Source organism: Methylobacterium sp. Leaf456, assembly GCF_001425465.1.
Taxonomy (GTDB): domain Bacteria; phylum Pseudomonadota; class Alphaproteobacteria; order Rhizobiales; family Beijerinckiaceae; genus Methylobacterium.
Genome location: NZ_LMQV01000040.1, coordinates 228,697 through 250,705, shown reverse-complemented (window position 1 = coordinate 250,705; position 22,009 = coordinate 228,697). Strand labels below are relative to the sequence as shown.

The following is a 22,009-nucleotide window of genomic DNA, read 5'->3' as shown; positions in this document are numbered from 1 at the left end:
GAAGTTTAGCAGAGCCGTCGGGCCAACGGGAGCCGGCCCGCCCCGCGACCCCGCGAAGCGGTTTTTTCGCTATTCGGCGTCCGCGGGCGAGCGTCCGTCCATCTGCGCCAAGCGCACCGCGTGGTTGATGAGCGCCATGTGGGTGAAGCCCTGCGGGACGTTGCCCCGCTGCTCACCCGTCTCGGCGTCGATCTCTTCCGCGAACAGGCCGAGATCGTTGCCGCGGGTAATGAGGCGCTCGAACAGGGCGGTCGCCTCCTCTCCCCGGTCGGCCAGTGCGAGGCAGCCGACGCGCCAGAAGGCGCAGGCCGTGAAGGTCGCCTCCTCGCCCTCCAGGCCGTCGTCGAGGCGGTAGCGATAGAGCAGGTCGCCTGCCCCCAGCGCGTCCTCGATCCGCTCCAGGGTGGCGGCGACGCGGGGCGAGCGCCCGTCGAAGGCCCGAAACAGCACCGCGCGCAACACGGCGGCGTCGAGATCGGGCGAACCGTAATCCATGGTGTAGGCGCCGACCGCCTCGTTCCAGCCCTCGGCGTGGTACTCGGCACGGATCTCCCCCGCCACCCGCTCCCACTCGGCGATCCTTTCGGGCGCGGCGAGACGGTGCCGGGGATCGGAACGGGCGATCTGCACCGCGCAATCGAGCCCGACCCAGAGCATCGCCTTGGTGTGCAGGATCTGGCGCATGTCCCCGCGCAGTTCCCAGATGCCGTGGTCGGGCTCGCGGCGGCGGTCGATGATGTGGCCGGTCAGATGCGCCAGGGCCTCGGGCAGGTGGTCGTTGACCTTCACCGGCGGGTCGAAATCGACCGCCTCCAGATAGTGGTGCAGCGCCACCAGGAACTCGCCGTAGATGTCGAACTGGCGCTGGTCGCTCGCCGCGTTGCCGAGCCGCACCGGCTCGGTTCCGCGCCAGCCGCGCAGATGATCGAGGATGGTCTCGTCCGGCACCGGCCCTTCGAGGGCGTACATCAGTTGGAGATGGCGGCCGCGGCTCGGGTCGGCGGTGCGCAGGAAGCGCAGGAACTCGGCGGCCTCGCGGTCGTAGCCGAGGTTGACGAACGCGGTAACGGTGAAGCTCGCGTCCCGCATCCAGACATAGCGGTAATCGTAGTTGCGGTTGCCCGGCACCGCCTCGGGCAGGCCCATGGTCGCGGCGGCGACGATGCCGCCCGACGGCGCGTGGGTCAGCAGTTTGAGGGTGAGTGCGCTGCGCAGGACCGTCTCGCGGTAGGGACCGCGATAGGTGCAGCGGCCGGACCATTCCTGCCAATAATCCTCTGTTGCCCGGAACCATGCCTCCGCCCGTTCGAGCCCGACCGCGCCCTCCGCCCCGTGGGCGAGGACGAGGTCGGCCCCCTCCCCGGCCTCCAGCCGGAACGCGGCCTCGGCACGCCCCTCCCCGATGTCGAGGGGGCTGGAGCAGGCGGCCTGCATGGCATCGCCGCCGCCGCGGAACAGCACCGTGCCGTCGGCCCCGGCTTCGGCCGTGGTGGCGGCGCGGGCATAGTCGAAGGTCGGCCGCACGATCCAGCGGCCGGAGACCGTGCCGGCCACACAGGCGAGGCGGCGCACCACACGCGCCTCGGCCCGGCCGTCCGGCCCCTCCTCCGGCACCGGCTCGCGACGGCTGAGTGGCATGAAGTCGGTCAGCCGCACCCGGCCAGTCTCGGTGGTGAGGACGGTTTCCAGGATGTTGGTGCCGGGGCGGTAGCGGCGCTCGCTGCCGGTCACACCATCGAGGAGAAGGCGGCAGGCGCCCCCTCTCTCGCGGTCGAGCAGCGCCAGGAACGAAGCCGGCCCGTCGTGGCGGGGCCAGCACAGCCAGTCGAGGGAACCGTCGCGAGCGATGAGGGCGGTGGTGCAGGTATCGCCGATCACGGCGTAGTCGGCGATGGGTCTGTCCGTCACGGCCTCGTCCTGTTTGCGTCGCGCGGCAACGCTCCGGATCGAGGCGAAGTTGCCCCCTGCGACACCCGCGCGGGGTCAGCGGTGACGGCGGCGATGCGGTGCAAAGCGGCGGGCGCCGTTGACGCCCTGGCGCAGCGAGCGGCGAGTGCCGTCGCTGCCGGGCCGCCGGTCATTGCCGTCGTTGACGCCCGCCGAGCGGTCGTTGCCGGTGGCGCTCGCCCCCGGCGACAGCCCGCTGCCGGCATTGGCGTTGCCCTCCTGGGCCAGCGCACCGGCGCTCAGGAGCAGCCCGGCGGCGGGGGCGAAGGGTCAGAGGCGAGTGAGGCACGGCATCGGGATCGGCTCCGGGGCGTCCGTTCACGGTTCTGTGAACGCGGTAGGGAGGGCGATCCAAGCGATGCCGCGTCTGTTCCCTTGCCCCTATTTGATCGCGATCAGCGACTTGGTGAACAGCCCGAGGAAGCGCTCGCGCACGATCTTGCCGTCCGGGAAAAGCGACTTCATCTCAAAATGGTCGAGCAGGGCCGCGTCGTTGAGGATGCGGTCGGCCTCGTCGATGCTGTCGGTGCGGGTGTGGAAGGCGAAGTCGCGTCGCATCACCAGGGCCCGCTGCCACGGCCGGGGCAGCCAGTGGAAGAACAGGGCCCGGAAATGCGGCTCGACCGGGAACCAGTAGTTCGGCGTCTGGATGAAGTAGCGGGTGCCGAGGCGGCGCGCCTCCTTGGCCATGCGGACCTTGTTCTGCCAGCTTCCGACATGCTCGATGACGGAGTTGGAAAATACCAGATCGAATTCCCCGTCGGCGTACATCGGCAGATCGCAGGCGTTGCCCTGGATCACGAGGAAGCGCGGATCAGCCACCGGGGTCGGCACCAGATCGACCAGCGTGACGTAGATCTTGCGGTTGCGCCACATGTGTTCGAGGCCGAGCCAGTAATCGGACCGCCCACCGAGATCGAGAATCCGGCACATGTCCTTCTTCTGCAGGACCTCATCGACCATCTCCAGCAGCATTTCCATCCGCTTGGCGCGGAATTTGTTGCTGTAGACCTCTTTCGCCGACGGACGCTCGACTCTCATCAACATGCTGGGATTCCGTTAGGCGGGAAAAAATTCGACGATTGCACATCGGATTTGCAGGATATGTGCCAATCTAGTCGCATCTGGTGCGCTGCAGCAAGCGCTTCAGATCGACGATCTCGTCAATCCACAACGATGCGAGATCAGTATTCGCTCCGGACGGCGCCGGTTGTATTTCGTCCGAACACACGTGATGAGCGGCGTGACGCATCATGGCGTCAGCGGACACCGCCGACCGGATGGGTATGTCCGGTCAAAGTCCAGTCCGGCGTTGCGACATCCTTGTCCACGGCGCCTGCCGACGGTTGCGGCGTCGCCTTACGTTTCGGAGAGCCCGCGGGCATCACGGTCGAGACCAGGGCGACCCAGCCGAAGATGAACGCGACGAACAATCCTTCGGCGAGCCAGAACACCGCGTGGGAGCCGCTCGCCTGCCACGCGAGCGCGACCCAGTAGAGGCCGAAGTTGCTCGCGCAGAAGCAGGCCAGCGAGTGGCGACCGAGCATGGCGAGCGCCCGTCCGATCTGGGTCTCGACGATCCGGAAGCGGTCGGCGAGCCAGATCATGGCGACGACGACGCACAGCGAGGAGACGATCTTGAGCGGCCCCAGTGTCGCCCGGTCCACGCCGGGCAGGATCCACGGCGATTCGTCCAAGCCCATTCGGTGCGGATACTTCTGGCCGATCCATCCGATGGCGATGACGGCCAGGAGGAGGCACGCCCCGCGAAAGATCCTCGGATCGGTGACGATGACGCGGGCGATTCCCGCGTAGCGCCGCCCGACGCCGAGCCACATCCCGCCGAAGAACGTGATCTGCCAAGCCCAGATGTTGATGGCGATCGTCTCGTCGTGTTCGAGACCGATGGTCCGCGACCAGATCCCGACGGCCACCCAGCAGGTCACCAGCCATGCCAGCGCGGCACTGGGCGACTTGAGCAGCAGCCAGGCGAAAAGCGGGGTCGCGAGGAAGAAGATGATGTAGATCTGCAGCACGTCGAAGCCGAAGGGCGCCGAGCGCATCAGCACGAAGTTGCGCGCGGCCGTGAACGGGTCGGTCGCGAACAGATCGAACCGGCCCGCGCCGAGCAGCGTCGGGCTGGCAAGGCTCATGAAGGCCATCACGAGGAGAAGAGTGACGGCGTTGTAGGCGTAGAGCTGCCACGTGCGCTTGAGGGTGTCGCCGAGGAAGGTGCGATCGACGGCCGTCATCTTCGCCAGGCGCGTATGCCCGAACAGATAGCCGCTCATCAGGAAGAAGATTTCGGCCGTCGTCGACGGCAGCACCTGGGCGATGGTGATCGGGCTCGCGGCGTGCCGACCCATCGCCCGGCACAGGCTGGTCCCATGGTCGAGCGCCATGCTGATCAGCATGAAGCCGCGGATGAAATCGATCTCCAGGATGCGCGCGCTAACGCCGGTCGCCTCCGCGGCACGATCGCTCGATCGAATCTGGCTCATCACGGCCTCGCGGCTCAGCGCATCAGGGACGGTAGGGCACGTATCGGAACGGCGCGATCGCGCGCGTTGCCTCGCGTGGGCGGCCCGCGGACGCCTGCGCCGCCAGGGCGAGGCACGGCAAGGCGTAGAAGCTCAGCGACAGGAACGACACCAGGCCGCCGATGGTCGGCTCGGTGATGCCGTAGAGCAGGTAGAAGATGACGATGCCGATCACGTTGTGCGCCCTGGCGGACCACGCCCGACGCAACGTGAGAACGAGGCTCGTCAGGAAGATCGACAGCCCGATGAGGCCGCCCGAGAACAGGATGTTGAGATACATGTTGTGGGCGTGGGCCGCCGCCTTGAACAACATCGGATGGAACGGCAGGATGAACTTGGCCGAGCCCGCGCCGTAGCCGAACAGCGGCTGCTCCATCCACAGTTCGATCACCACCGCCCAGATCCGTGTGCGCCCGGTGCCGCTGGTGATCTCGTCCGCCGAGCCTGAGCGCGACAGGCCGCTCATGATCGAGTCGCCGAAGCTCGCCATCACCAGTACGCCGAGCGCGGCGACGAGCAGGCCGAGGGCGAACTTGATGCCGAAGCGCCCGCGCATGGCGTAGACGTAGAGGAGGCCGGCCATCATCGCGGCGACCGACATGCGGTTGTTGGAAACCAGCAGGCAGAACGCCATCGGGGCGATCAGCACGTAAAAGAGGGGCCGCCGCAGCGACAGGCCGGAGAACAGCACCGTCAGCATGATGCCGATCGCCGCCGCCGCGCCCGCGGCGTTGGCCGTGCCGAACACGCCGGTGAGCCGCGAGGTCGGGATGAAGGCGCCGTTGACCCAGTCGCTCATCCGCCCGAGCAGCGGGTTGAGGAAATAGGCCGCGATCGACACGATGCACAGCACGAAGCAGGCGGTGATGAGGATGCCGGTGGCGTTGCGCACCCCGAGGAAGCGCACGAGGCTGTAGACGTAGAGAAAGGCAGCGATGTTCGAGACGGTCTCGACGAAGGACAGGGTCGGCTGGACCGAGTTGGCGCTGGTCACGATCAGGTAGGCGAAGAAGGCGAACCACAGCAGCGCTTCGGACGATTCCCGCAGCGGCCAGCGCCGGACCATGGCCGCGAGCGCGAGCGTCAGCATCGAGCCGACGCAGGCAAGCTTGATCAGGATCTGGAAGTCGATCGTCTTGTCCTCGATCTCCCGCACCCGCAGGTTCGCGCATTGCAGGATGATGACGAGGATCGCCCCGTAGAAGGCGTAGCTCTGGTTCCAGGCCAGCGTCTGGGTGCCGACGAACAGCAGAATCGGCAGCGGCAGCGCCGCCAGCATGATCACCGGCGGCAGGCTCTCGCCCTCCGTCGCGCTCAAGCCGATCACGAGCAGCGCGACCGCCGCCACGATCGCCACCGCGGTGGCGGCGGGCAGCCAGATCCAGTCTCGGTGCGGGGTGAGGCCGGCGGCCTGCATGGCGCCTCGCGCGGGTGGCGGGAAGGACGGGGCGGAGCGGGTCAGCCGGGGGTGAGCTGGCGCGGGCGGAGCTTGGCGAGACCGAGGCGGGCGAGGAACACCGCGTTGCCGACGAGGTAGCGCTGGGCCAGCCGCCGCGGCTCGACGCAGAGGCGAAACACCCATTCGAGGCGAGTGCGGCGCATCCAGGCAGGCGCGCGCGGCACCGTGCCGGTCAGGAAGTCGAACCACGCGCCGACCGCCATGGCGTTGTCGCAGATGCCCGGCACGTGGGCGGCGATCCAGCTCTCCTGGATCGGGTTGCCCATGCCGACGAGGATCAGGTCGGGACGTGCCGCGGTGATCGTCCGGCTCAAGGCGTCCTGGTCGGCTTCCTTGAGGAAGCCGTGATGGGTGCCGACGATCGCGTGGCGCGGCCAGCGCCGGGCGATGAGGCGCCCGGCCTCGGCCACCACCTCGGGACGGGCACCGAGGAGGTAGATGCGCAGGTCGTGGACCGTTCGGTCGAGGTAGTTCGTAACGAAGTCGGTGCCGTTGAGGTTCTCCGAGAACGGCTCGCCGTGCAGCACCCGTCGGGCGATGTCGAGGCCGACCCCGTCGTTGAGCACGAGGAACTGGTCGAGGCAGCCGCGCAGCTCGGAATTGGTCGAGGCGAGGTTGGAGAGATGCGCGTTCAGGAACGCGACGCGGGTGCTGTCGCGGGACTGGATGCGCCCGTCGATGTGCTGGACGACGTGACCGACAGAGCCCGAATGGACCCGCACGCCGAGGATATCGACCGACGTCAACATGGAACGGCCTCCGCTGATCTCGATTTCATCGGTGTCGTGTCGCAGGGCCGGCCTCACGTGCCGAGGCCGACGATCCGGCGGTCGCGCAGCAGGACGATCAGCAGGCCGAGCGCCATGCCGACGAACAGCGAGGCCGCCAGGATGATCGCCGACTTCGGCGCGCTCTTGGATTGGGGCGGGTAGGCGAGGCTCGCGACCTGGGCGTCCGGCAGCGTCATGAATTGCTGCTGCCACGTTTCGGCGTAGCGCTCGAGAAACTTGTCGTGCAGGACGCGGTAGGTCTGCGCCTTGCTCTCGAGGTTCTTCAGGGTCACCCGCGCCAGCGCCGAACTCTCGCCCGCGAGCGAGCCGGAGAACTTGAACTGCTCGACGGCGTTCTCGGCCTTCCGGGTCTCGGCCTGCAGCTCGTCGGTGCGGGCCTTGAGCATGTTGCTCATGCGCCGCGACAGCTCCTCGCGCAGGCTGGCCTGATCCTGGATGAAGGCGTCGGCGTAGGCGTTCGCCACGGCCGCGGCCTGGGTCGCGCTCGGCATGGTGGCCGAGACCTCGACGACGTAGGTGGTGCCGAGGCGCTTGACCGTCGTCAGCTTCTGCAGGGCGCGCGCCGCCCCCGTGACCTTCGGATCGGCGCCCTCCGCCGCGGGCGCCGGCTGCTTCCAGAACATCACGGTGCCGGTGATCGCCGATAGGGTGCGGGCGAGCGGACCGGGCTGGAGCGCGGGGTCGTCGGCGAGGTTCTGGGCCACGACGACCCGGCGGACGATGCGCTCGGATTTCAGGAGTTCGACCTGGCTCTCGATATTGGCCGAGTCGACGTTGGCGTCGGAGACCGTGGGAGCGGTGCTGCGGAGGCTCGCACCGTTCTTCAGGTCGATCAGGATCAGGCCCGAGGCCGTGAATTGCGGCGTCGCCGTCGCGAGATAGGCCACCGCCACCGCGACCGCCGCCACGCTCGTCAGGGCGATGGTCGGCCAATGGCTGAGCACCGCCTTCATCGCGGTCGCGACGGGCGACGGTCCCTCGGGCGCGGCGCTCGTGAGCGGCTGCGGATTCTCGATACTACGGAGCAGAGCCTCCAACCGCAGAGCGTCCCCCATGCGATTCTGCCTCCTGCGATGACGAACGCCCGGGCCGAGCGAAGTCGAGATGCCTTGCCGGCAAGATGACGAGGCGTCTCCGGCGATGCATTTCTGGTGTCGCAGGGGAGCCCTGGTCGGGCACCGTGCGCACCGCAGCATCTCGGGAAACGAACCTTGTGTGCAGTGCCGAAACGCTGCCTGCCGAAAATAATCGCATCCCTTTGCAAATTGCACGCTCAAACTTTGAGCAGCAACAGCGTAAAATATCAGCACCACTATACGGCTAAGTAGAATAACAGTGACGCTTGGCCGAGTTCCAGAGGCATGACTCAAGTTATAGTGAGCTGAATATCTTTGCAAGAGGCCTGTACGATACTGCCTGAATCCCTGAATTTTGCCGGCCCAGCGCTGTCGAGGGGCGCTTTGGGCGATGCGGATGCGGGCTTAGATAGAACCATAATTCACGACGACAACGTCACAAATGATTTACCGACTATTTACCTTCCGGGTGGGAACGCTTCTGGCGTCTCGGGAGATCACGAAGCGCCGCATTTTCGCCTTCAAAAAATTGACTAAATCTTCATCACTGTTTGGGTGCGGCGCTCCGCTGCGGCGCAAAATAGCGTTGACCGATCGTTACCCGTTCGCATTAATACGGAGAGATTGTCAGCAGAGCGAGAGAACGAATGGCGGCCGAGTCTTCACGCCCCAGGCTTTCCCCGTGGCTGCGGCGCGAGCACGCCGGTGTTGCGACATCGACCGCATTGCCGAATGCGCGTTGGCCCAAAGTCGCTTCGCGCGCGATGCCGACGGTCGTACGTCTGCGCGAGCGCGGATACAGCGCGCGCTCGCGCCGCAACTATCTCGATTCACGCCAGAAGCGGGCGCTCGACTTCACCGCGGCCCTTTCCGCGATCCTCTTGCTGCTGCCGCTTCTGATCGTGGTGGCCCTGCTGGTGCGGGCGACCTCGAAAGGTCCGGTGCTGTTCCGCCAGAAACGCTGCGGCCTTAACGGTCAGCCGTTCGAAATCTACAAGTTCCGCTCGATGCACGTCGTGCCCGACGAGGCGGTGGTCCAGGCGACCCGCGCCGATCCCCGCGTGACCACGGTCGGCCGCTTCATCCGCCGCAGCAGCATCGACGAGCTGCCCCAGCTCTTCAACGTGCTGCAGGGTCACATGTCGCTGATCGGGCCCCGCCCGCACGCCATGGCGCACGACGCGTTCTACGGTGAGCGCATCCCGCGCTACGCCGACCGCTTCGTCGCCCGGCCGGGCCTGTCGGGCCTCGCCCAGGTCCGCGGTGCCCGCGGCGCCACCCCGCAGCTCTCCGACATGGAGCGGCGGATCGACCTCGACCTCGAGTACATCCGCAATGCCAGCCTCGCCTCCGATCTGCGCATCATCGGCGCGACCGTGCGCGAGATGATGTTCAGCTCGACCGCCTACTGACCCGACGCCCGGCCGCTCCGGGCGCCCCTCCCCTTCCACGATCGGCGCGCGAAACGACGCGGCCGGAGCCAGGCTCCGGCACGGTTCTGGCTCCGTGCCGAATCGGCACCCCGCCCCGATTCAACGACGAGGCAGATCATGATGCTGCGACCGGCTCGGTGGACGACGCAGATGGCGCTGGTCGCCGTGCTCACCGGCACGGCGGCCGGCCCCGCGCTGGCGGAGTACATCATCCGCCCCGGCGACACCCTCGAAGTCGCGGTGGCCGGCATCCCCGACCTCAAGCAGCGCAGCGTGGTCGATCTCGACGGCCTCGTCACCCTGCCGATGATCAAGCCGGTCCCGGTCGGCGGCCTCGGCCTCACGGCGGCCCAGGCGGCGGTCAAGGAGGAGATGTCGAAGAAGCTCTACCAGCAGCGCACCCCCGCGGGCGCTGAGAGCGTCACGGCGATCAGCCCCGACGCCGTCACGGTCAGCATCGCCGAGTACCGCCCGGTCTACCTCAACGGCGACGTGTCGAAGCCCGGCGAGCAGGCCTACCGGCCGGGGATGACGGTGCGGCAGGCGGTGTCGCTGGCCGGCGGTTTCGAGATCATGCGCTTCCGCATGACCAACCCGTTCCTCGAATCGGCCGACCTGCGCAACGACTACCAGACCCTGTGGATGCAGTACGTGAAGCTGCAGGGGAAGGTGTGGCGCATCAAGGCGCAGCTCGCGGCCCCCGGCGGACCCCAGGCGCCCGCTTCGCCGCCTGCCAAGGGCAAGGCCGCCGCCGACGACCCGACCGCCGACGTGAAGGCGCTGGAGCAGCTGACCCAGGCGCCGCTGCCGAAGGAACTCCTCGACCGCACCCGCGACAACGCCCGCCAGCAGCTCGAACTGGAGCGCACCCGCTACGGGGCGGAGCGCGCCTTCCTGCAGCGTACGGTCTCGGTCTCCGACGACCAGATCGCGCTGCTGCGCTCGCGCCAGGTGCGCGACGACGAGAACGCCCAGGCCGACACCGCCGACTACAACAAGCTCAAGGAATTCTCGGAGCGCGGCAACCTGCCGATGACGCGCCTGTCGGAAGCGCGCCGCCTGTTCCTGTTCTCGGCGACCCAGTCGCTCCAGACCGGGGTGCAGCTCACCAACACCATCCGCGAGCGCGACGACGCCGCCCGTAAGGTCGTCCGCCTCGAGGAGCAGACCCGCGCCGACCTGCTTAAGGATCTCGACGAGGCCAATGTCGAGCTTGGCGGCCTGCAATCGAAGCTCCAGGCGGTCAGCGAGAAGATCACCTATACCGGCATGATCCGCTCCCAGCTCGTCCGCGGCGGCGGCGCGAAGCCCTCGATCCGCATCGTGCGCTCGGGCCTCGACGGCGGCGGCAGCGAGACCGCGAGCGAGGATTCGCCCGTGCGGCCCGGCGACACCGTGGAGGTCGCCCTGCACACGGAGGTGCCGGAGCTGTCGCAGTGACGCGCCGAATGACCCGGTCCATAGACGGGATGCCGTTCCTGCCGCATCGCCGGGCCGTGCTCGGCGGGGCCGCCTGCCTCGCCGGGGCTGCGCTCGCAGCCCCCTCCGCCGTCCGGGCCCTGTCCGAGGCAGCACCGCTTCGCCGCGGCGTGAACCTGTCGCATTGGTTCGCCCAGAGCTTTCGCGGCTACGGGCGCGATCACCTCGCCGGCTACATCGCCCCGTCCGATCTGGAGCGGATCGCGCGGGCCGGCTTCGACCATGTCCGCCTGCCGGTCGATCCCGGCATCCTGCTGTCTCAGGGTGGCACGGAGCTGAACGGGCCGGTGTTCGAGGCCGTCCGCGCCGCGCTGGCGCTTATCGACCGCTTGGGCCTGACGACGGTGCTCGATCTCCATCCCGTCGGCGCCGGCAAGGTGCCGCTGCAGACGTCGGAGGGCGCGCGCGCCTTCCTCACCGGCTGGACGACGCTCGCCACCGCGCTCAGCCCCTCGCAGACGCCGGGTCTCGTGCTGGAAATCCTCAACGAGCCGGAGCCCCTGAAGGGCGAGGCGTGGTGGGCGCTTCAAGCGGAGGCGCTGGCGGCGATCCGGCGGGCCGGCTGGCGCGGGCGCGTCGTCGCCAACGGCGGCGGCTGGTCCGGCATCGACGACCTCGTCGCGCACAAGGCCTACGACGACCGTGCGATCGTCTATACCGTGCATTGCTACGCGCCGCTGCTGTTCACCCATCAGGCCACGACCTGGAGCTGGGACGTCGCCCGCCGGATCGACGGCCTCGGCTGGCCGATCCCGAAGGACGAGGCCGAGCGCGCCGCAGCAGGGGCCACCCGCGACGACGAGGCCCGCGGCCATGTCCGCTCGCAGATCGCGGCGGGCGCGTTCACTTCTGCTGCGATGGCGGCGCAGTTCGACCGGCTCGCCGCGTGGCAGAAGGCGGAAGGCGGCCCAGCGATCTATGTCGGCGAGTTCGGCGTCTACGAGCCCAAGGCGCCGGTCGAGGCCCGGCTCGCATGGCTCAGAAGCGTGCGTGAGGCCTGCGAATCGCGCGGCTTCGGCTGGGCGATGTGGGACTACTCCCCCTCCTTCGGGCTACTGCCGCCCTCGGGCGCCCGCGTCATGGCGCCGGACACGCTGCGGGCGCTGGGGATCGGCGCGTCATGAGGGCGTGGCTCGGGCGCAAGCTGCGGGGCGGCACTGGCGGCATCGGATCGAGCGGGCCGCTCTTCGTGGCCAACATGCTCGAAGCCGTGTTGCCGTTCCTGCGCAACATCGCGCTCGCCCACCTCATCGCCCCGACCGATTTCGGGCTCGCGATCTCGCTCTCGGTGGTGATCGGCATCGTCGAGGTGCTGACCGATTTCGGCCTGCCGGTCTTTGCCGTGCGCAAAACCTCGGACACCCCGCCCGCCCTGATGATGGGCACGCTCCAGAGCCTCGCCCTGATCCGCGCGGCGCTGATCGGGCTGGTGCTGGTGGCGGCCTCGCCCTGGATCGCCGGCCTGTTCGAGGCGCACGGGGATTTCACCGTCTACGCGCTTCTCGGCATCGTCGTGGTGGTCCGCGGTTTCGAGAATCTCGGCGTCAAGGAGATGATGCGCCATTACGTGTTCTGGCGCGAGGCGACCGTGCTGGCGAGCGCCCAAGCCATGGGCGCCCTCGTCACCGTCCTCTCCGCCTGGATGGGCTACGGCTTCGCCTGCATGCTGCACGGGATGCTGGCGACCGCGCTGACCACGGTGGCGCTCTCGCACCTGCTGTCGCCGACGCCGTTCCGACTCGCCTGGAGCACCCAGGCCGCGCAGGAGGTGGCCCGGTTCGGGCGCCCGCTCCTCATCAACGGCCTCGCGGTCGCCTGCACGCTCGGCGACCGGCTCCTCGTCGGCGGCGTTCTGGGGCCGGCGCAGCTCGCCCTCTACAACGTCGCCTACGGCACCGCGACGCTGCCGCGTACGGTGGCGGCGAAGTTCCTCACCAGCATCTTCCTGCCGCTCTTCGTCGAGAATCACGAGCGCAAGCGCGGCCCCGAGCTGTTCGACACCTGGGCGTGGATCCTGTCCTGCATCGCCTTCGTCTACGGGTTGGCCCTGAGCCTCGTCGGCGATCAGGTGCTCGCCTTCGTGTTCGGCCCGGCCTTCCAGCCCTCGCGCCTGTTCATGTGCCTGGCCGGCATCAGTATCTGCGTGAAGTTCCTGATGCTCCTGCCTGCTCCGCAGGCCTACGCCTCGGGCAACACCCGCCTTGTCGCCTTCGGCTCGATCCTGTCGGCGCTCGCCGTCATCCCCGGCGCGGTGCTGCTGCTGTGGCAGCGGGACGTGAACGCCTTCCTCCTCGGCCTCGCGGTCTCCGAGTTCGTCGGCCTGCTGGTCTATTCCCGCCGCGCCATCCGCGAGCAGGCTTTTACCCGCACGACGACGTGGCTCGTCATCGCCGTGCCGCTGGCGCTGCTGGCCTCGCTGGCGCTGCTGACCGGGCTGAAGCCGCAGATGAGCTTCCAGGCGTGGTGCGTCGCCTGCGCGGTGGCGCTCGGCCTCTCGGCGACGGCCTACGGCCTGATCGTCCTGCGCTGCCGCATCGGCCTGCGGATGCTGTTCACGACCTGACGATACGCCCCTGAGGAGCCGAGATGGCGATCCACCTGTTCACGACCACGGATTGGCGCGGGCCCCGCCGGGCCGACCTCGTGCGCCTGCTCGACTCGGTCGAGCGCAGCCGGGCCGCGGGCGTGCGCGTTCACCACCACCTCCTGCTTCAGAACTGCCCGCCCGAGACGCTCGCCGCCGAGCGGGCGAGCCTGCCGGCGCAGACCCAGGTCTCGGCGATCCCGGGGCGCGCCTCGATCTCGGCGGCCCGCAACCAGCTCATCGCCGGCGCCCTCGCCGAGACGCCGTTCGGAGCCGACGACGTGGTCGCCTTCCCCGACGACGATTGCTTCTACGCCGACGGCTTCCTGGCGCGGCTGGAGGTGGCCTTCGCCGCGCGGCCCGGCCTCGACCTCCTCCTCTGCCGCGTCGCCAACGACCCCGAGGACGGGCCCGACGGCCTGCGCGACATCGCCCCGGCCAAGCCTTCGCAGATCGTCCGGCTGACCATGTCCAACAGCATGTTCCTGCGCGGGTCGCTCGCGACGACGCTCGGCGCGTTCGATCCGACCCTCGGCCTCGGCACCCCCGCCCGCGGCGGCGAGGACACCGACTACGCCGTGCGTGCGCTGCTCGCCGGCAACGCCACGGGCTTCGTCGATCGCCCCCTCGTGGGCCATCCCCCGGCGGACCGGAGCGCGGCGGCGCGCTACTACCATGGCGCCGCCATCGTGCTCGCCCGCTACGCCCGGCGCCGGCCCGCGCTGATGCGCGAGTACCTGCGTAAGCTCCTCGTCGGCCTCGTCTTCACGCTGCAGGGGCGGGTTCCGGCCCGCACCTACGCCGAGACCTTGCGCGATACGCTGCCCATCGTCGGCCTGTTCCCGCGGCGGGGGAGCGGAGCCGAGCCGGCCTTCGGCCTGTCCCGTCCGCTCGCCCGGTGAGTTCGCCCAGGAAGTTCGCCCAGGTGCATGCCAAAACGAACCCGGAGCCGTTCGTGACCGATCGACCGATCTGCCTCCTGCTCTGCATCGATGCCGCCTATCTGCGGCAGGCCGGCATCACCCTGGCCTCGATCCTCGAGAGCAATCCGGGCAAGCCCATCGACGTCACCCTCGTCGGCAGCGGCCTCACCCATGCGCAGGTCGATTCCGTATTCGCGCCGCTGGGCGCTCGCCATCCGGCGCTACGCCTGCACTTCCGCGCGATGGATCCGGCGGCGTTGCCGGATCTACCGGTGACGCGTCAGTTCAGCAGCAGCATCTACACCCGCATCCTGCTCGACCGCTTCATCGACCGCTCGCACACCCGCGTCCTCTATCTCGACGCCGACACGGTCGTCTCCGCCGACCTCACGCCGCTCTGGAACGCGGATCTCCACGGCGCCGTGCTCGGGGCGGTGCGCGATCCGTTCCGGCTCGATCTCGACGCCATCGGCTTTGCCCCGGACGAGCCCTACTTCAATTCCGGCGTGCTCCTGATCGACATGGAGCGCTGGCGCGCCCTCGATTGCGAGGCCCGCGTCCTCGACGTGCTGGTGCGGGAGGCCCACCGCCTGCCCTGGATGGATCAGGACGCGCTCAACCTCGCGCTGCGCGGGCAGGTCCACTTCCTCTCGCCGCGCTGGAACTTCCAGCCGCGCTGCGCCGACGTGCCGGCCGGGTTCCTCGGCCTCGACGATGCGGAATACGCCGCGCTGCGCGCCAACCCCAGCATCGTCCACTACACCACCTCCCATAAGCCGTGGAACGCCGGCTTCCGGGTGCATTACAGCCGCGCCTTCTTCTCGGTGGCGCGCCGGGCCGGGCTCGGCATGGCCCCCGCCCGGCCCAAGACCGTCGCCGACCGTGTGCTCCAGGCCAAGACCTGGCTGCGCTGGCACTTCCCCGGCCCCTTTCGCACCCTGCGCCGCATCGCCAAGCCCGAGTCCGCGGCCCTGATGTACGGCGCGCGGGCCGGCCAGTAGGAGCCTCACACCCGTGCGTGCCCTGACCGACATCGCGCCAGCGGCGCCAGCGCGAACGGACGCGCCCGATCTCAGCTTCGTCATGGCTGCCTACAACGCCGCCCCCTGGATCGAGGCGGCGCTCGCCTCCGCCCTCGACCAGCGCGGCGTCGGCGTCGAGGTCGTCGTCCTCGACGACGCCTCGACCGACGACACCGCGACCCGCGTCGCCGCGCTGGCCGCCCGCGACCCGCGGGTGGTCCTGATCCGGCGCGAGCGCGGCGGCGGTCCGTCGGCGGCGCGCAACCTCGCGATCGACCGCGCTCGCGGCACGTGGATCGCCATCCTCGACGCCGACGACGCGGTTGAGCCGGAGCGCGCCCGTCATCTCATCGCGCTGGCCGAGCACACCGGCTGTATGGTCGCCGCCGACAACGTCGCCTGCTTCCCCGATGGCGAGCCCGAACGCTCCTGGCCCCTCGTCCCTGACCTGGCCGAGACGGCGGAACTGCGCGTCGGGATCGCCGAGTACCTGAACCGCAACCGGATGACGGACGGGCGCTCGAATCTTGGCTTCCTCAAGCCGATCTTTTCCCGCGCCTTCCTGACCCGTCACGGCATCCGCTACGACGAGGACGTGCGCATCGGCGAGGATTTCCTGCTGTGCCTGCGCTGCCTCATGGCCGGGACCGAGATGGCGGTGACGGGGCGCGCCGGCTATCGCTACCGGATGGTCGCGACCTCGCTCTCGCGCAAGCTCAAGGCCGCCGACCTCGACGCGCTGCGCGCGACCTACGATGCGCTGGGATTTGCCCCGTCCGAGCCCGCTTCGGTCCGGGCGGATTCCGCCTATCGCGGCGCGCTCGCCGAGATGCGGGCCTATGTCGGCCTGCGCGAGGGGATTTCGCGGCGCGACCCCGGCGTGGTGCTCCGCCACGCGCTGCAACCGGCCTGCTGGCGTGCGGTCGCGCATCTCGCATTGCGAAAGCTGCGCCGCCGATGATCCTTTGGGAGGGCCGCGCTCAGCGCTCGCCGCTCTCCGAGCGTTGTCGGGCGGCGCGGATGCGCTCGTCCATCTCGCTCACCGCCCGGTCGAGGCTGCGGGCGTCCGGGCTGACTTTACGCCGCCGCACGCCCCCGACCCGGATCGAGACCGCGCGGTTGAGCCAGCCCGCGACCAGGATCGTCGTCACGTAGCCCGGATCCTTGACGCCGTCCCACGGACTGCCGTCGGCGTGGCAGCGCGGATCGGCGAAGCCGACCATCGGCAGCCAGCCGCCGAAGAGCGGCCAGCCGGTCGAGGCGGGCAGGCTCCCTGCTGGCCGTGCGAAGCGCAGGCGTGGATGCGTCATCTCGTTCGTCCTCGTCGGCGCTTCCCCGGTCTCCCGCCGGGCCGCGCCGTTCCCCCTGAAGCCTTGATGTCGTTAGATTTTCCTGCGGTCGGGCCGGTCCTCGTAGCGGCGCGAGGCCGAGCCGCGCACCGCCTCGATGCCCCAGCCGGACAGGGCGAAACTGACTTGAAGCACGACGTAGCCGAGGAGCGCTTGGCCGAGCGCGGGAAGCACCGGGGCGCCGAGCCCCACTATCGTCAGCACGTAGACTGGGACGAGCACCACGCCGACCAGCGCGACGAAGATCCAGCGCAGGAACCCCGCCGCCACCGCCCCGGACAACGCCAGGATGAGCAGGAAGGCCGTCATCGCGCGCCGACGCCGCGCGCCGCGCTCTCGCTCGTGCCGGTCATCGCTCCCCCCTCCAGACGCCCAGACGCTCACTGAGGGACGATTGGATAGCACCGAACCCGCTACCAGTCTGTAAAAATTCGCAGGGTCAGTTCCGTCGAATTTGACCGAAATTCCCTAAGCTCCGGGAAGCCATATTTCCATCCGGCCAATAGCATCGGCTCCGAATGGAAAGGTGCCTCCAACTTGAGCATATCTCGCAAATGCGAAATTAAGACATGGGAGCCAGCCTCGCGGTCATGAGATGCCGCCGCTCAAACCACCGGAGCGGTTGGCCGGGGAACCGCGACGATGACTGCTCTGGGTGCCTACTTCGGGAACGACCCCTCCGTCCTGCCGGCTTACGAGGAATGGCTGGGGCGCAAGGTCGACAACGTCCTGTTCTATCTCAACGACTGGAGCTGGAAGGACTTCGACAACTCGATCGGCTGGGCCGCGGGCCTGTGGAAGCCGATGGACCGCCCGGTGCTGTGGTCGGTGCCGCTGACCGTGACCGGCACTTCGCTCGCCGAAGTCGCCACCGGCGACTACAACGACCACTTCCTCAAGGCCGCGAAGACGCTCGCGCAGAGCAAGCCGAGCGACGACGGGTTCATCTACGTCCGGGTCGGCTGGGAGTTCAACGGCTCGTGGATGCCCTGGGCCGCCAAGGGCAACGAGGCCGCCTTCATCGGCGCCTTCCGTGAACTGGTCGATACGTTCCGCGAAGTGTCGGACAAGTTCAAGTTCGTCTGGGACGTCAATGCCGGCGGCGAGATGAACCCGGAGAAGGCCTATCCCGGCGACGCGTATGTCGATGTCGTCGGCATGGACTTCTACTACAACAAGGAGTGGGACAACGCCGACCCGGCCAAGGCCTTCCTCGACAAGGTCAACATGAGCTACGGGCTCAAGTGGCAGCAGGATTTCGCGGCCCAGCACGGCAAGCAGACCTCGGTCTCCGAGTGGGGCGTCAAGACCGACGATTCCGGCGCCTTCGTGAAGGCCGCGCTGGCGTGGATGACTAAGTACGACATGCTGTTCCAGAATTATTGGGAGAGCGACTACGCCAACTTCACCGGCACGTTGCACGACGGCAGCAAGCCGACCGTCGGCGGGATCTTCAAGGATCTGTTCGGCTCCTCAGGCGGCGACACCCCGCCGCCGCCGCCGGTCAAGCCCGACCTCGCCCCGAGCGTCACCGAGATCGCGGCCTCCGCCCCCAACGCCGCCAACGGCGTCGGCACGGCGGTGGTCGGCGAGACCGTGACGCTGACCCTGACGCTTTCGGAAGCCGTCACGGTCGCCAGTGCCTCGAAATTCAGCCTCAGCCTCAACGACGGCGGCTCGGCCCTGTTCGACGCGGCCGCGTCGGACGCCACCCATCTCGTCTTCCGCCACAAGGTGCTGGCCGATCAGGTGGCGGGCGACGTCGCGATCACCGGGGTCAACCTGAACGGCGCGGTCGTGCGCGACGCGACCGGCAACAAGGCGGTCTTCACCGGTGCGGTCGGCAGCCCCGACGGCGTCCTCAAGATCGACGGCTATACCGGCTCGGCGGGCAACGACGTGTTCCGCGGTACGGGCGGCGCGGACACCTTCAACGGCCGGGGCGGCGACGACACCTACTACGTCAACCACGTCGACGATCGGGTGAACGAGGGCGTCAAGGGCGGCACCGACACCGTCATCACCACCGTCAGCTACAAGCTCGGGTACTATCAGGAGGTCGAGAAGCTCACCACCGACGACGCGGCCGGCAAGGCGGCGATCAACCTCGAAGGCAACAGCTTCGACCAGACGCTGGAGGGCAATGCCGGCAACAACATCCTCGACGGCAGTGCGGGCGCCGACAAGCTCTACGGCTTTGCCGGCAACGACACCTACTTCGTCGATCACATCAACGATCAGGTGTTCGAGGCCAAGGGCGGCGGCTACGACACCCTGATCGCCTCCGCGAACTACCGCCTCGCCGCGGGACAGGAGATCGAGCTGATCCGCTTCGCCGATTCGATGAAGTCGGGACAGCTCGTGACCGGCAACGAGTTCAACCAGACGCTGATCGGCAACAAGAACGACAACATCATCGACGGCGGTGCCGGCAACGACATCATGACCGGGGGCGCGGGCGCCGACACCTTCGTGTTCTCGACCACGATCGGCCCCCGCAACGTCGATCGCATCACCGACTTCTCGAGCCCCGACGACACCATCGCGCTCGCCCGCAGCGAGTTCTGGAACCTCTCGACCGGCAAGCTCGCCGACAACCTGTTCAAGAACCTCGATACGGCCAAGGTCGATGCCGACGACCGGGTGCTCTACAAGCAATCGACCGGCGAGCTGTTCTACGACTGGGACGGCTCGGGCAAGCAGGCCGCGATCCTGATCGGCGTCCTCGACAACAAGGCCCCGCTGCACGCCTCGGATATTCTGGTGGTGTGAGGCGGCCAGGATGGAGGGCTGCGGTGCTCGTACCGAGTGCCGAAGCCCTCCTCGGGCTCGTTCGCATCGCTTAATTTACTATTATAAACAGCGTCTTATCGTAAATCCGCTTGTCTCGGCCCAGGGCCCTGCCCTAACACCCGCGCCGCGCCCCATGCTCGGGCGCCGAGCCTGAGGTTCCGATGAGCGAGCACCACAAGGACGCTTCCCCTGCCGTCGCCCGCGTGATCTTCGAGGGGATGGCGCCCGCGGAGCGGGCCGAGGTCGAGAAGGAAGCGCAGGCCAAGGGCCTCGATCCGGTCGAGATCGTGCGCCTCTCCCTCGACGTGCTGATCTCGGAAACCGGGCAGGCCGCCGGCAAGCCGCAGCTCGTCCGGCGGTCGGGGCGCTGAGCGGACGGGCTCTCACCCTGCCGGCGGGACGAGAACGTACTTGCCGACGAACGGATCGCTCTGGCTGTTCACGCCGGTGCAAGCGTAGGGGCGCTCGCCCGCCGCCATGGTCCTGAACTTCAGCGTCGCCTTGCCGTTCAGCTTGATCGTGTAGCCTTTCTCGCTCGCCGAATGGCCCTGGTCGCCATCGACGTGCTGCACGAGACCTTTCTCGAACTGGCCGTCGATGGTCAGCGTCACCGGCTGGTCGGCGCGGTTGACGACGCGCAGCTCGGCATTGGTGTCGGCGGGCAGGCGCAGTTCCGCCGGATCGCAGGCGATCTTGCCGTCCCGCTTATCGATGGTCAGCTCCATCACCGGCTGCCCACTCGAGGCCGGCGGCGGCAGGGGCTTGCCTTCCGCGAAGACCCCGGTGCTCGACAGCACGAGGCACGCCGTGCCCGCCACCCATTGTCCGACTCGCATGCGATCGTTCTCCCGGAAGTCCATTGACGCTCCGCCGGGAAAGACCCGAATCGGACCGGGGGGTTCCGGGCCGCAACGCCGCACCGCGTCACTCCACGCCGCGTCACTCCACGCCGCGGCGGCTCCTCCCGAGAGCGAGGAAGGCGAGCGAGCCGCCCGCGATCAGTCCGAGGAAGAAGCCGGCGCCGAAATCGCTGTCGTCCTCGTGCGTGCCGAGCCACAGGCTGCCCGCGACGAGGGACAGGATCAGGGCGACGAGGGCGGGGTCGATCAACCGGCGCAGGCGTTGCATCGCCCCCATCTATCACGGCCGCGGTCGATGGTCCGAGTGCCGGTCGTCACCCGACGCGTCAGAGGTGCCCGTGCGGCTGCGGCTCTCCCGTCGTCGGGCTGTGCATCATGGGGGGTATCTATAAAGACCATTTACATCAATGGTTTGCGGCGCTATGCGCAACCGATGCGTAAAGGCGCCCGACCATTTTCACTATTCGCCTCGATCGGGGCGCCGAGCATGCTGTTTGCGATGGCGTCGCAAGCCGCTCGGCGACGGTGCCCGTTGACCAGCGGATGAGCGTAGACCTGCAACGTCATGTCGAACGTGCTGTGACCCATCAGGGATGCCACTTCGGTCAGCGGCAGCCCTTCGTCGATCATGAGACTGGCGGCAAAATGCCGGAGCGCGTGGAAGTGGGGCGCCCCACTGGTCACGCCTGAGCGAGCGAGCAAGGGGTGCCACGAGTTTGCCCGGAAAACGCCGAACACGATCTGCGCCGGCTCGCCGCCGTCTTTTGCCGAGCGCGTTCGGAACACTAGGTCTGGGCGGTTCGGTATGTGATGCTTCGCGAGATATTCACGCAACAACAAGACGAGGTGGGGTGGCATCGGCACATCTCGGATGCCGGACTTAGACTTGGGTCCCTTTAGTTCGTCGTCGCAAGTCAGGGAGTGTCTCGCCTGAATAATGCCGGCGTCGAGCATGACATTGGGGCGGGTAAGTCCCATGATTTCGCCGATCCGCAGTCCGCAAAACACGGCAAGATGCACCGAGCATTTCAGTATGGCATGCGTCGAGTCGTGGTGCTTCCATGCCCTGGTCTCGACGGCGCGCAGGATTGCCACGACGTCTTCGCGGGTAAAGGTCTCGATCTTGCTCTTGCGAACGCCGCCGAGCATGGCGAGCCCGGCGATGCATGGATTGGTCTTCGCGTAGCTGCGGGGGATGCCCCAGCGGAAGAAGATGGACAGCACATTGAGGGACCGCCGCGCGAACTGGCCCGACAATCCGCCGCCGGCCGCACCTAATCCAAGGCCGCGCTTCTTCATTCCATTCTTCATCAGCCCGCGAAACCAGTCGTGCACCTCAACTGGCCTGATCTCATGGAACTTGTGACGGCCGAAGGTGGGCAGTACGTGGTTGCGGAGATGGCCACGGTAGTTGCGTGCGGTCTGCTTGCCGAGCGCGCCGCTGATCATCCGGTCTTCCAGGTGACGCTCAAAGTCCGCGGCCGCCGCATCCAGCGTCACGCCGTCCGCGCTGGCGACGTGAGTGCCCTCATGAAGCTCGTTCTCCACCTTGCGCTTGAAGGCATCAGCGTGCCGCTTGAGCTTGAACGTCTGACTTCTGTGCTTGCCGCCTTCCTTATAGAGGACTTCCCAATTTTCCTTTTGTTCGCCTTTCGCATTCGTCCACTTGCGCTTCGCGACGCTGGCCATAGTGCTGCTCTCCTCAAGCGAGAAGCCGACCGCGCAGGATTGCGCGATCGACGGTCGTGAGGCC

The 22,009-nt window shown here is 68.0% G+C and carries 20 protein-coding genes; 9 read left to right on the top strand and 11 right to left on the bottom strand.

Annotation, left to right across the window (positions count from 1 at the left end):
* Positions 1-69: 69 nt before the first annotated feature.
* From ASG52_RS18330 to ASG52_RS18305, 6 genes are all read right to left on the bottom strand, one after another.
* Entirely contained in the window at positions 70-1,908 is a 1,839-nt protein-coding gene (locus tag ASG52_RS18330) for a glycoside hydrolase family 15 protein (RefSeq protein ID WP_056246437.1), read from the bottom strand.
* 420 nt (positions 1,909-2,328) lie between these two features.
* A complete protein-coding gene (locus ASG52_RS18325) occupies positions 2,329-2,994 on the bottom strand; it encodes a class I SAM-dependent methyltransferase (RefSeq protein WP_056246435.1) in 666 nt (221 codons plus the stop codon).
* A 212-nt stretch (positions 2,995-3,206) separates the two neighbouring features.
* Positions 3,207-4,448, bottom strand: a complete 1,242-nt coding sequence (opgC, locus tag ASG52_RS18320; protein ID WP_056246432.1) for an OpgC domain-containing protein — start codon at positions 4,446-4,448, stop codon at positions 3,207-3,209.
* Between the two features lie 22 nt (positions 4,449-4,470).
* On the bottom strand, positions 4,471-5,904 hold the full coding sequence (locus ASG52_RS18315; protein WP_056246429.1) for an O-antigen ligase family protein: 1,434 nt from the start codon (positions 5,902-5,904) through the stop codon (positions 4,471-4,473).
* A 41-nt stretch (positions 5,905-5,945) separates the two neighbouring features.
* Positions 5,946-6,695 carry a WecB/TagA/CpsF family glycosyltransferase gene (locus ASG52_RS18310; RefSeq protein WP_056246425.1) on the bottom strand — a complete coding sequence of 250 codons (750 nt, stop codon included), beginning with the start codon at positions 6,693-6,695 and terminating at the stop codon, positions 5,946-5,948.
* 53 nt (positions 6,696-6,748) lie between these two features.
* Entirely contained in the window at positions 6,749-7,792 is a 1,044-nt protein-coding gene (locus tag ASG52_RS18305; RefSeq protein WP_056246423.1) for a Wzz/FepE/Etk N-terminal domain-containing protein, read from the bottom strand.
* A 785-nt stretch (positions 7,793-8,577) separates the two neighbouring features.
* On the opposite strand from ASG52_RS18305, the gene ASG52_RS18300 reads away from it, so the two are divergent.
* The 7 genes from ASG52_RS18300 (at position 8,578) to ASG52_RS18270 (ending at position 16,215) form a co-directional block, all read left to right on the top strand.
* Positions 8,578-9,225, top strand: coding sequence for a sugar transferase (locus tag ASG52_RS18300; RefSeq protein ID WP_082552633.1), 648 nt, complete (start codon positions 8,578-8,580; stop codon positions 9,223-9,225).
* A 138-nt stretch (positions 9,226-9,363) separates the two neighbouring features.
* A complete protein-coding gene (locus tag ASG52_RS18295; protein WP_056246420.1) occupies positions 9,364-10,686 on the top strand; it encodes a polysaccharide biosynthesis/export family protein in 1,323 nt (440 codons plus the stop codon).
* Positions 10,687-10,694: 8 nt separating this feature from the next.
* The gene (locus tag ASG52_RS18290; protein WP_082552632.1) at positions 10,695-11,849 is read left to right on the top strand and encodes a glycoside hydrolase family 5 protein; all 1,155 of its coding nucleotides are present in this window, start codon (positions 10,695-10,697) and stop codon (positions 11,847-11,849) included.
* Entirely contained in the window at positions 11,846-13,288 is a 1,443-nt protein-coding gene (locus ASG52_RS18285) for an oligosaccharide flippase family protein (RefSeq protein ID WP_056246414.1), read from the top strand. The genes ASG52_RS18290 and ASG52_RS18285 overlap by 4 nt, the downstream gene beginning before the upstream one ends.
* 23 nt (positions 13,289-13,311) lie before the next feature.
* Positions 13,312-14,211: a glycosyltransferase family 2 protein gene (locus tag ASG52_RS18280; RefSeq protein WP_056246411.1), complete on the top strand. Its 900-nt coding sequence runs from the start codon at positions 13,312-13,314 to the stop codon at positions 14,209-14,211.
* Positions 14,212-14,264: 53 nt separating this feature from the next.
* The gene (locus tag ASG52_RS18275; RefSeq protein WP_162250013.1) at positions 14,265-15,233 is read left to right on the top strand and encodes a glycosyltransferase family 8 protein; all 969 of its coding nucleotides are present in this window, start codon (positions 14,265-14,267) and stop codon (positions 15,231-15,233) included.
* A gap of 13 nt (positions 15,234-15,246) precedes the next feature.
* Positions 15,247-16,215 carry a glycosyltransferase family 2 protein gene (locus tag ASG52_RS18270; RefSeq protein ID WP_056246404.1) on the top strand — a complete coding sequence of 323 codons (969 nt, stop codon included), beginning with the start codon at positions 15,247-15,249 and terminating at the stop codon, positions 16,213-16,215.
* Between the two features lie 19 nt (positions 16,216-16,234).
* On the opposite strand, the gene ASG52_RS18265 is transcribed toward ASG52_RS18270, so the two are convergent.
* Together ASG52_RS18265 and ASG52_RS18260 are read right to left on the bottom strand one after the other, a co-directional pair.
* On the bottom strand, positions 16,235-16,564 hold the full coding sequence (locus ASG52_RS18265; protein ID WP_056246401.1) for a hypothetical protein: 330 nt from the start codon (positions 16,562-16,564) through the stop codon (positions 16,235-16,237).
* A 72-nt stretch (positions 16,565-16,636) separates the two neighbouring features.
* Positions 16,637-16,912 carry a hypothetical protein gene (locus ASG52_RS18260; protein ID WP_056246399.1) on the bottom strand — a complete coding sequence of 92 codons (276 nt, stop codon included), beginning with the start codon at positions 16,910-16,912 and terminating at the stop codon, positions 16,637-16,639.
* Positions 16,913-17,245: 333 nt separating this feature from the next.
* On the opposite strand from ASG52_RS18260, the gene ASG52_RS18255 reads away from it, so the two are divergent.
* Positions 17,246-19,375 carry a glycosyl hydrolase gene (locus tag ASG52_RS18255; protein WP_056246396.1) on the top strand — a complete coding sequence of 710 codons (2,130 nt, stop codon included), beginning with the start codon at positions 17,246-17,248 and terminating at the stop codon, positions 19,373-19,375.
* A gap of 182 nt (positions 19,376-19,557) precedes the next feature.
* Complete coding sequence (locus ASG52_RS18250) at positions 19,558-19,767, top strand: hypothetical protein (RefSeq protein ID WP_056246393.1); 210 nt, start codon at positions 19,558-19,560, stop codon at positions 19,765-19,767.
* 12 nt (positions 19,768-19,779) lie between these two features.
* On the opposite strand, the gene ASG52_RS18245 is transcribed toward ASG52_RS18250, so the two are convergent.
* The 3 genes from ASG52_RS18245 to ASG52_RS18235 all read right to left on the bottom strand — a co-directional run bounded on the left by ASG52_RS18245 (position 19,780) and on the right by ASG52_RS18235 (position 21,945).
* Positions 19,780-20,232 (bottom strand): cupredoxin domain-containing protein, encoded by a 453-nt coding sequence (locus ASG52_RS18245; RefSeq protein ID WP_056246611.1) that lies wholly within the window; start codon positions 20,230-20,232, stop codon positions 19,780-19,782.
* A gap of 103 nt (positions 20,233-20,335) precedes the next feature.
* Positions 20,336-20,524 (bottom strand): hypothetical protein, encoded by a 189-nt coding sequence (locus ASG52_RS18240; protein WP_056246391.1) that lies wholly within the window; start codon positions 20,522-20,524, stop codon positions 20,336-20,338.
* Between the two features lie 152 nt (positions 20,525-20,676).
* Positions 20,677-21,945 carry a tyrosine-type recombinase/integrase gene (locus ASG52_RS18235; protein WP_056246388.1) on the bottom strand — a complete coding sequence of 423 codons (1,269 nt, stop codon included), beginning with the start codon at positions 21,943-21,945 and terminating at the stop codon, positions 20,677-20,679.
* Positions 21,946-22,009 lie beyond the last annotated feature (64 nt).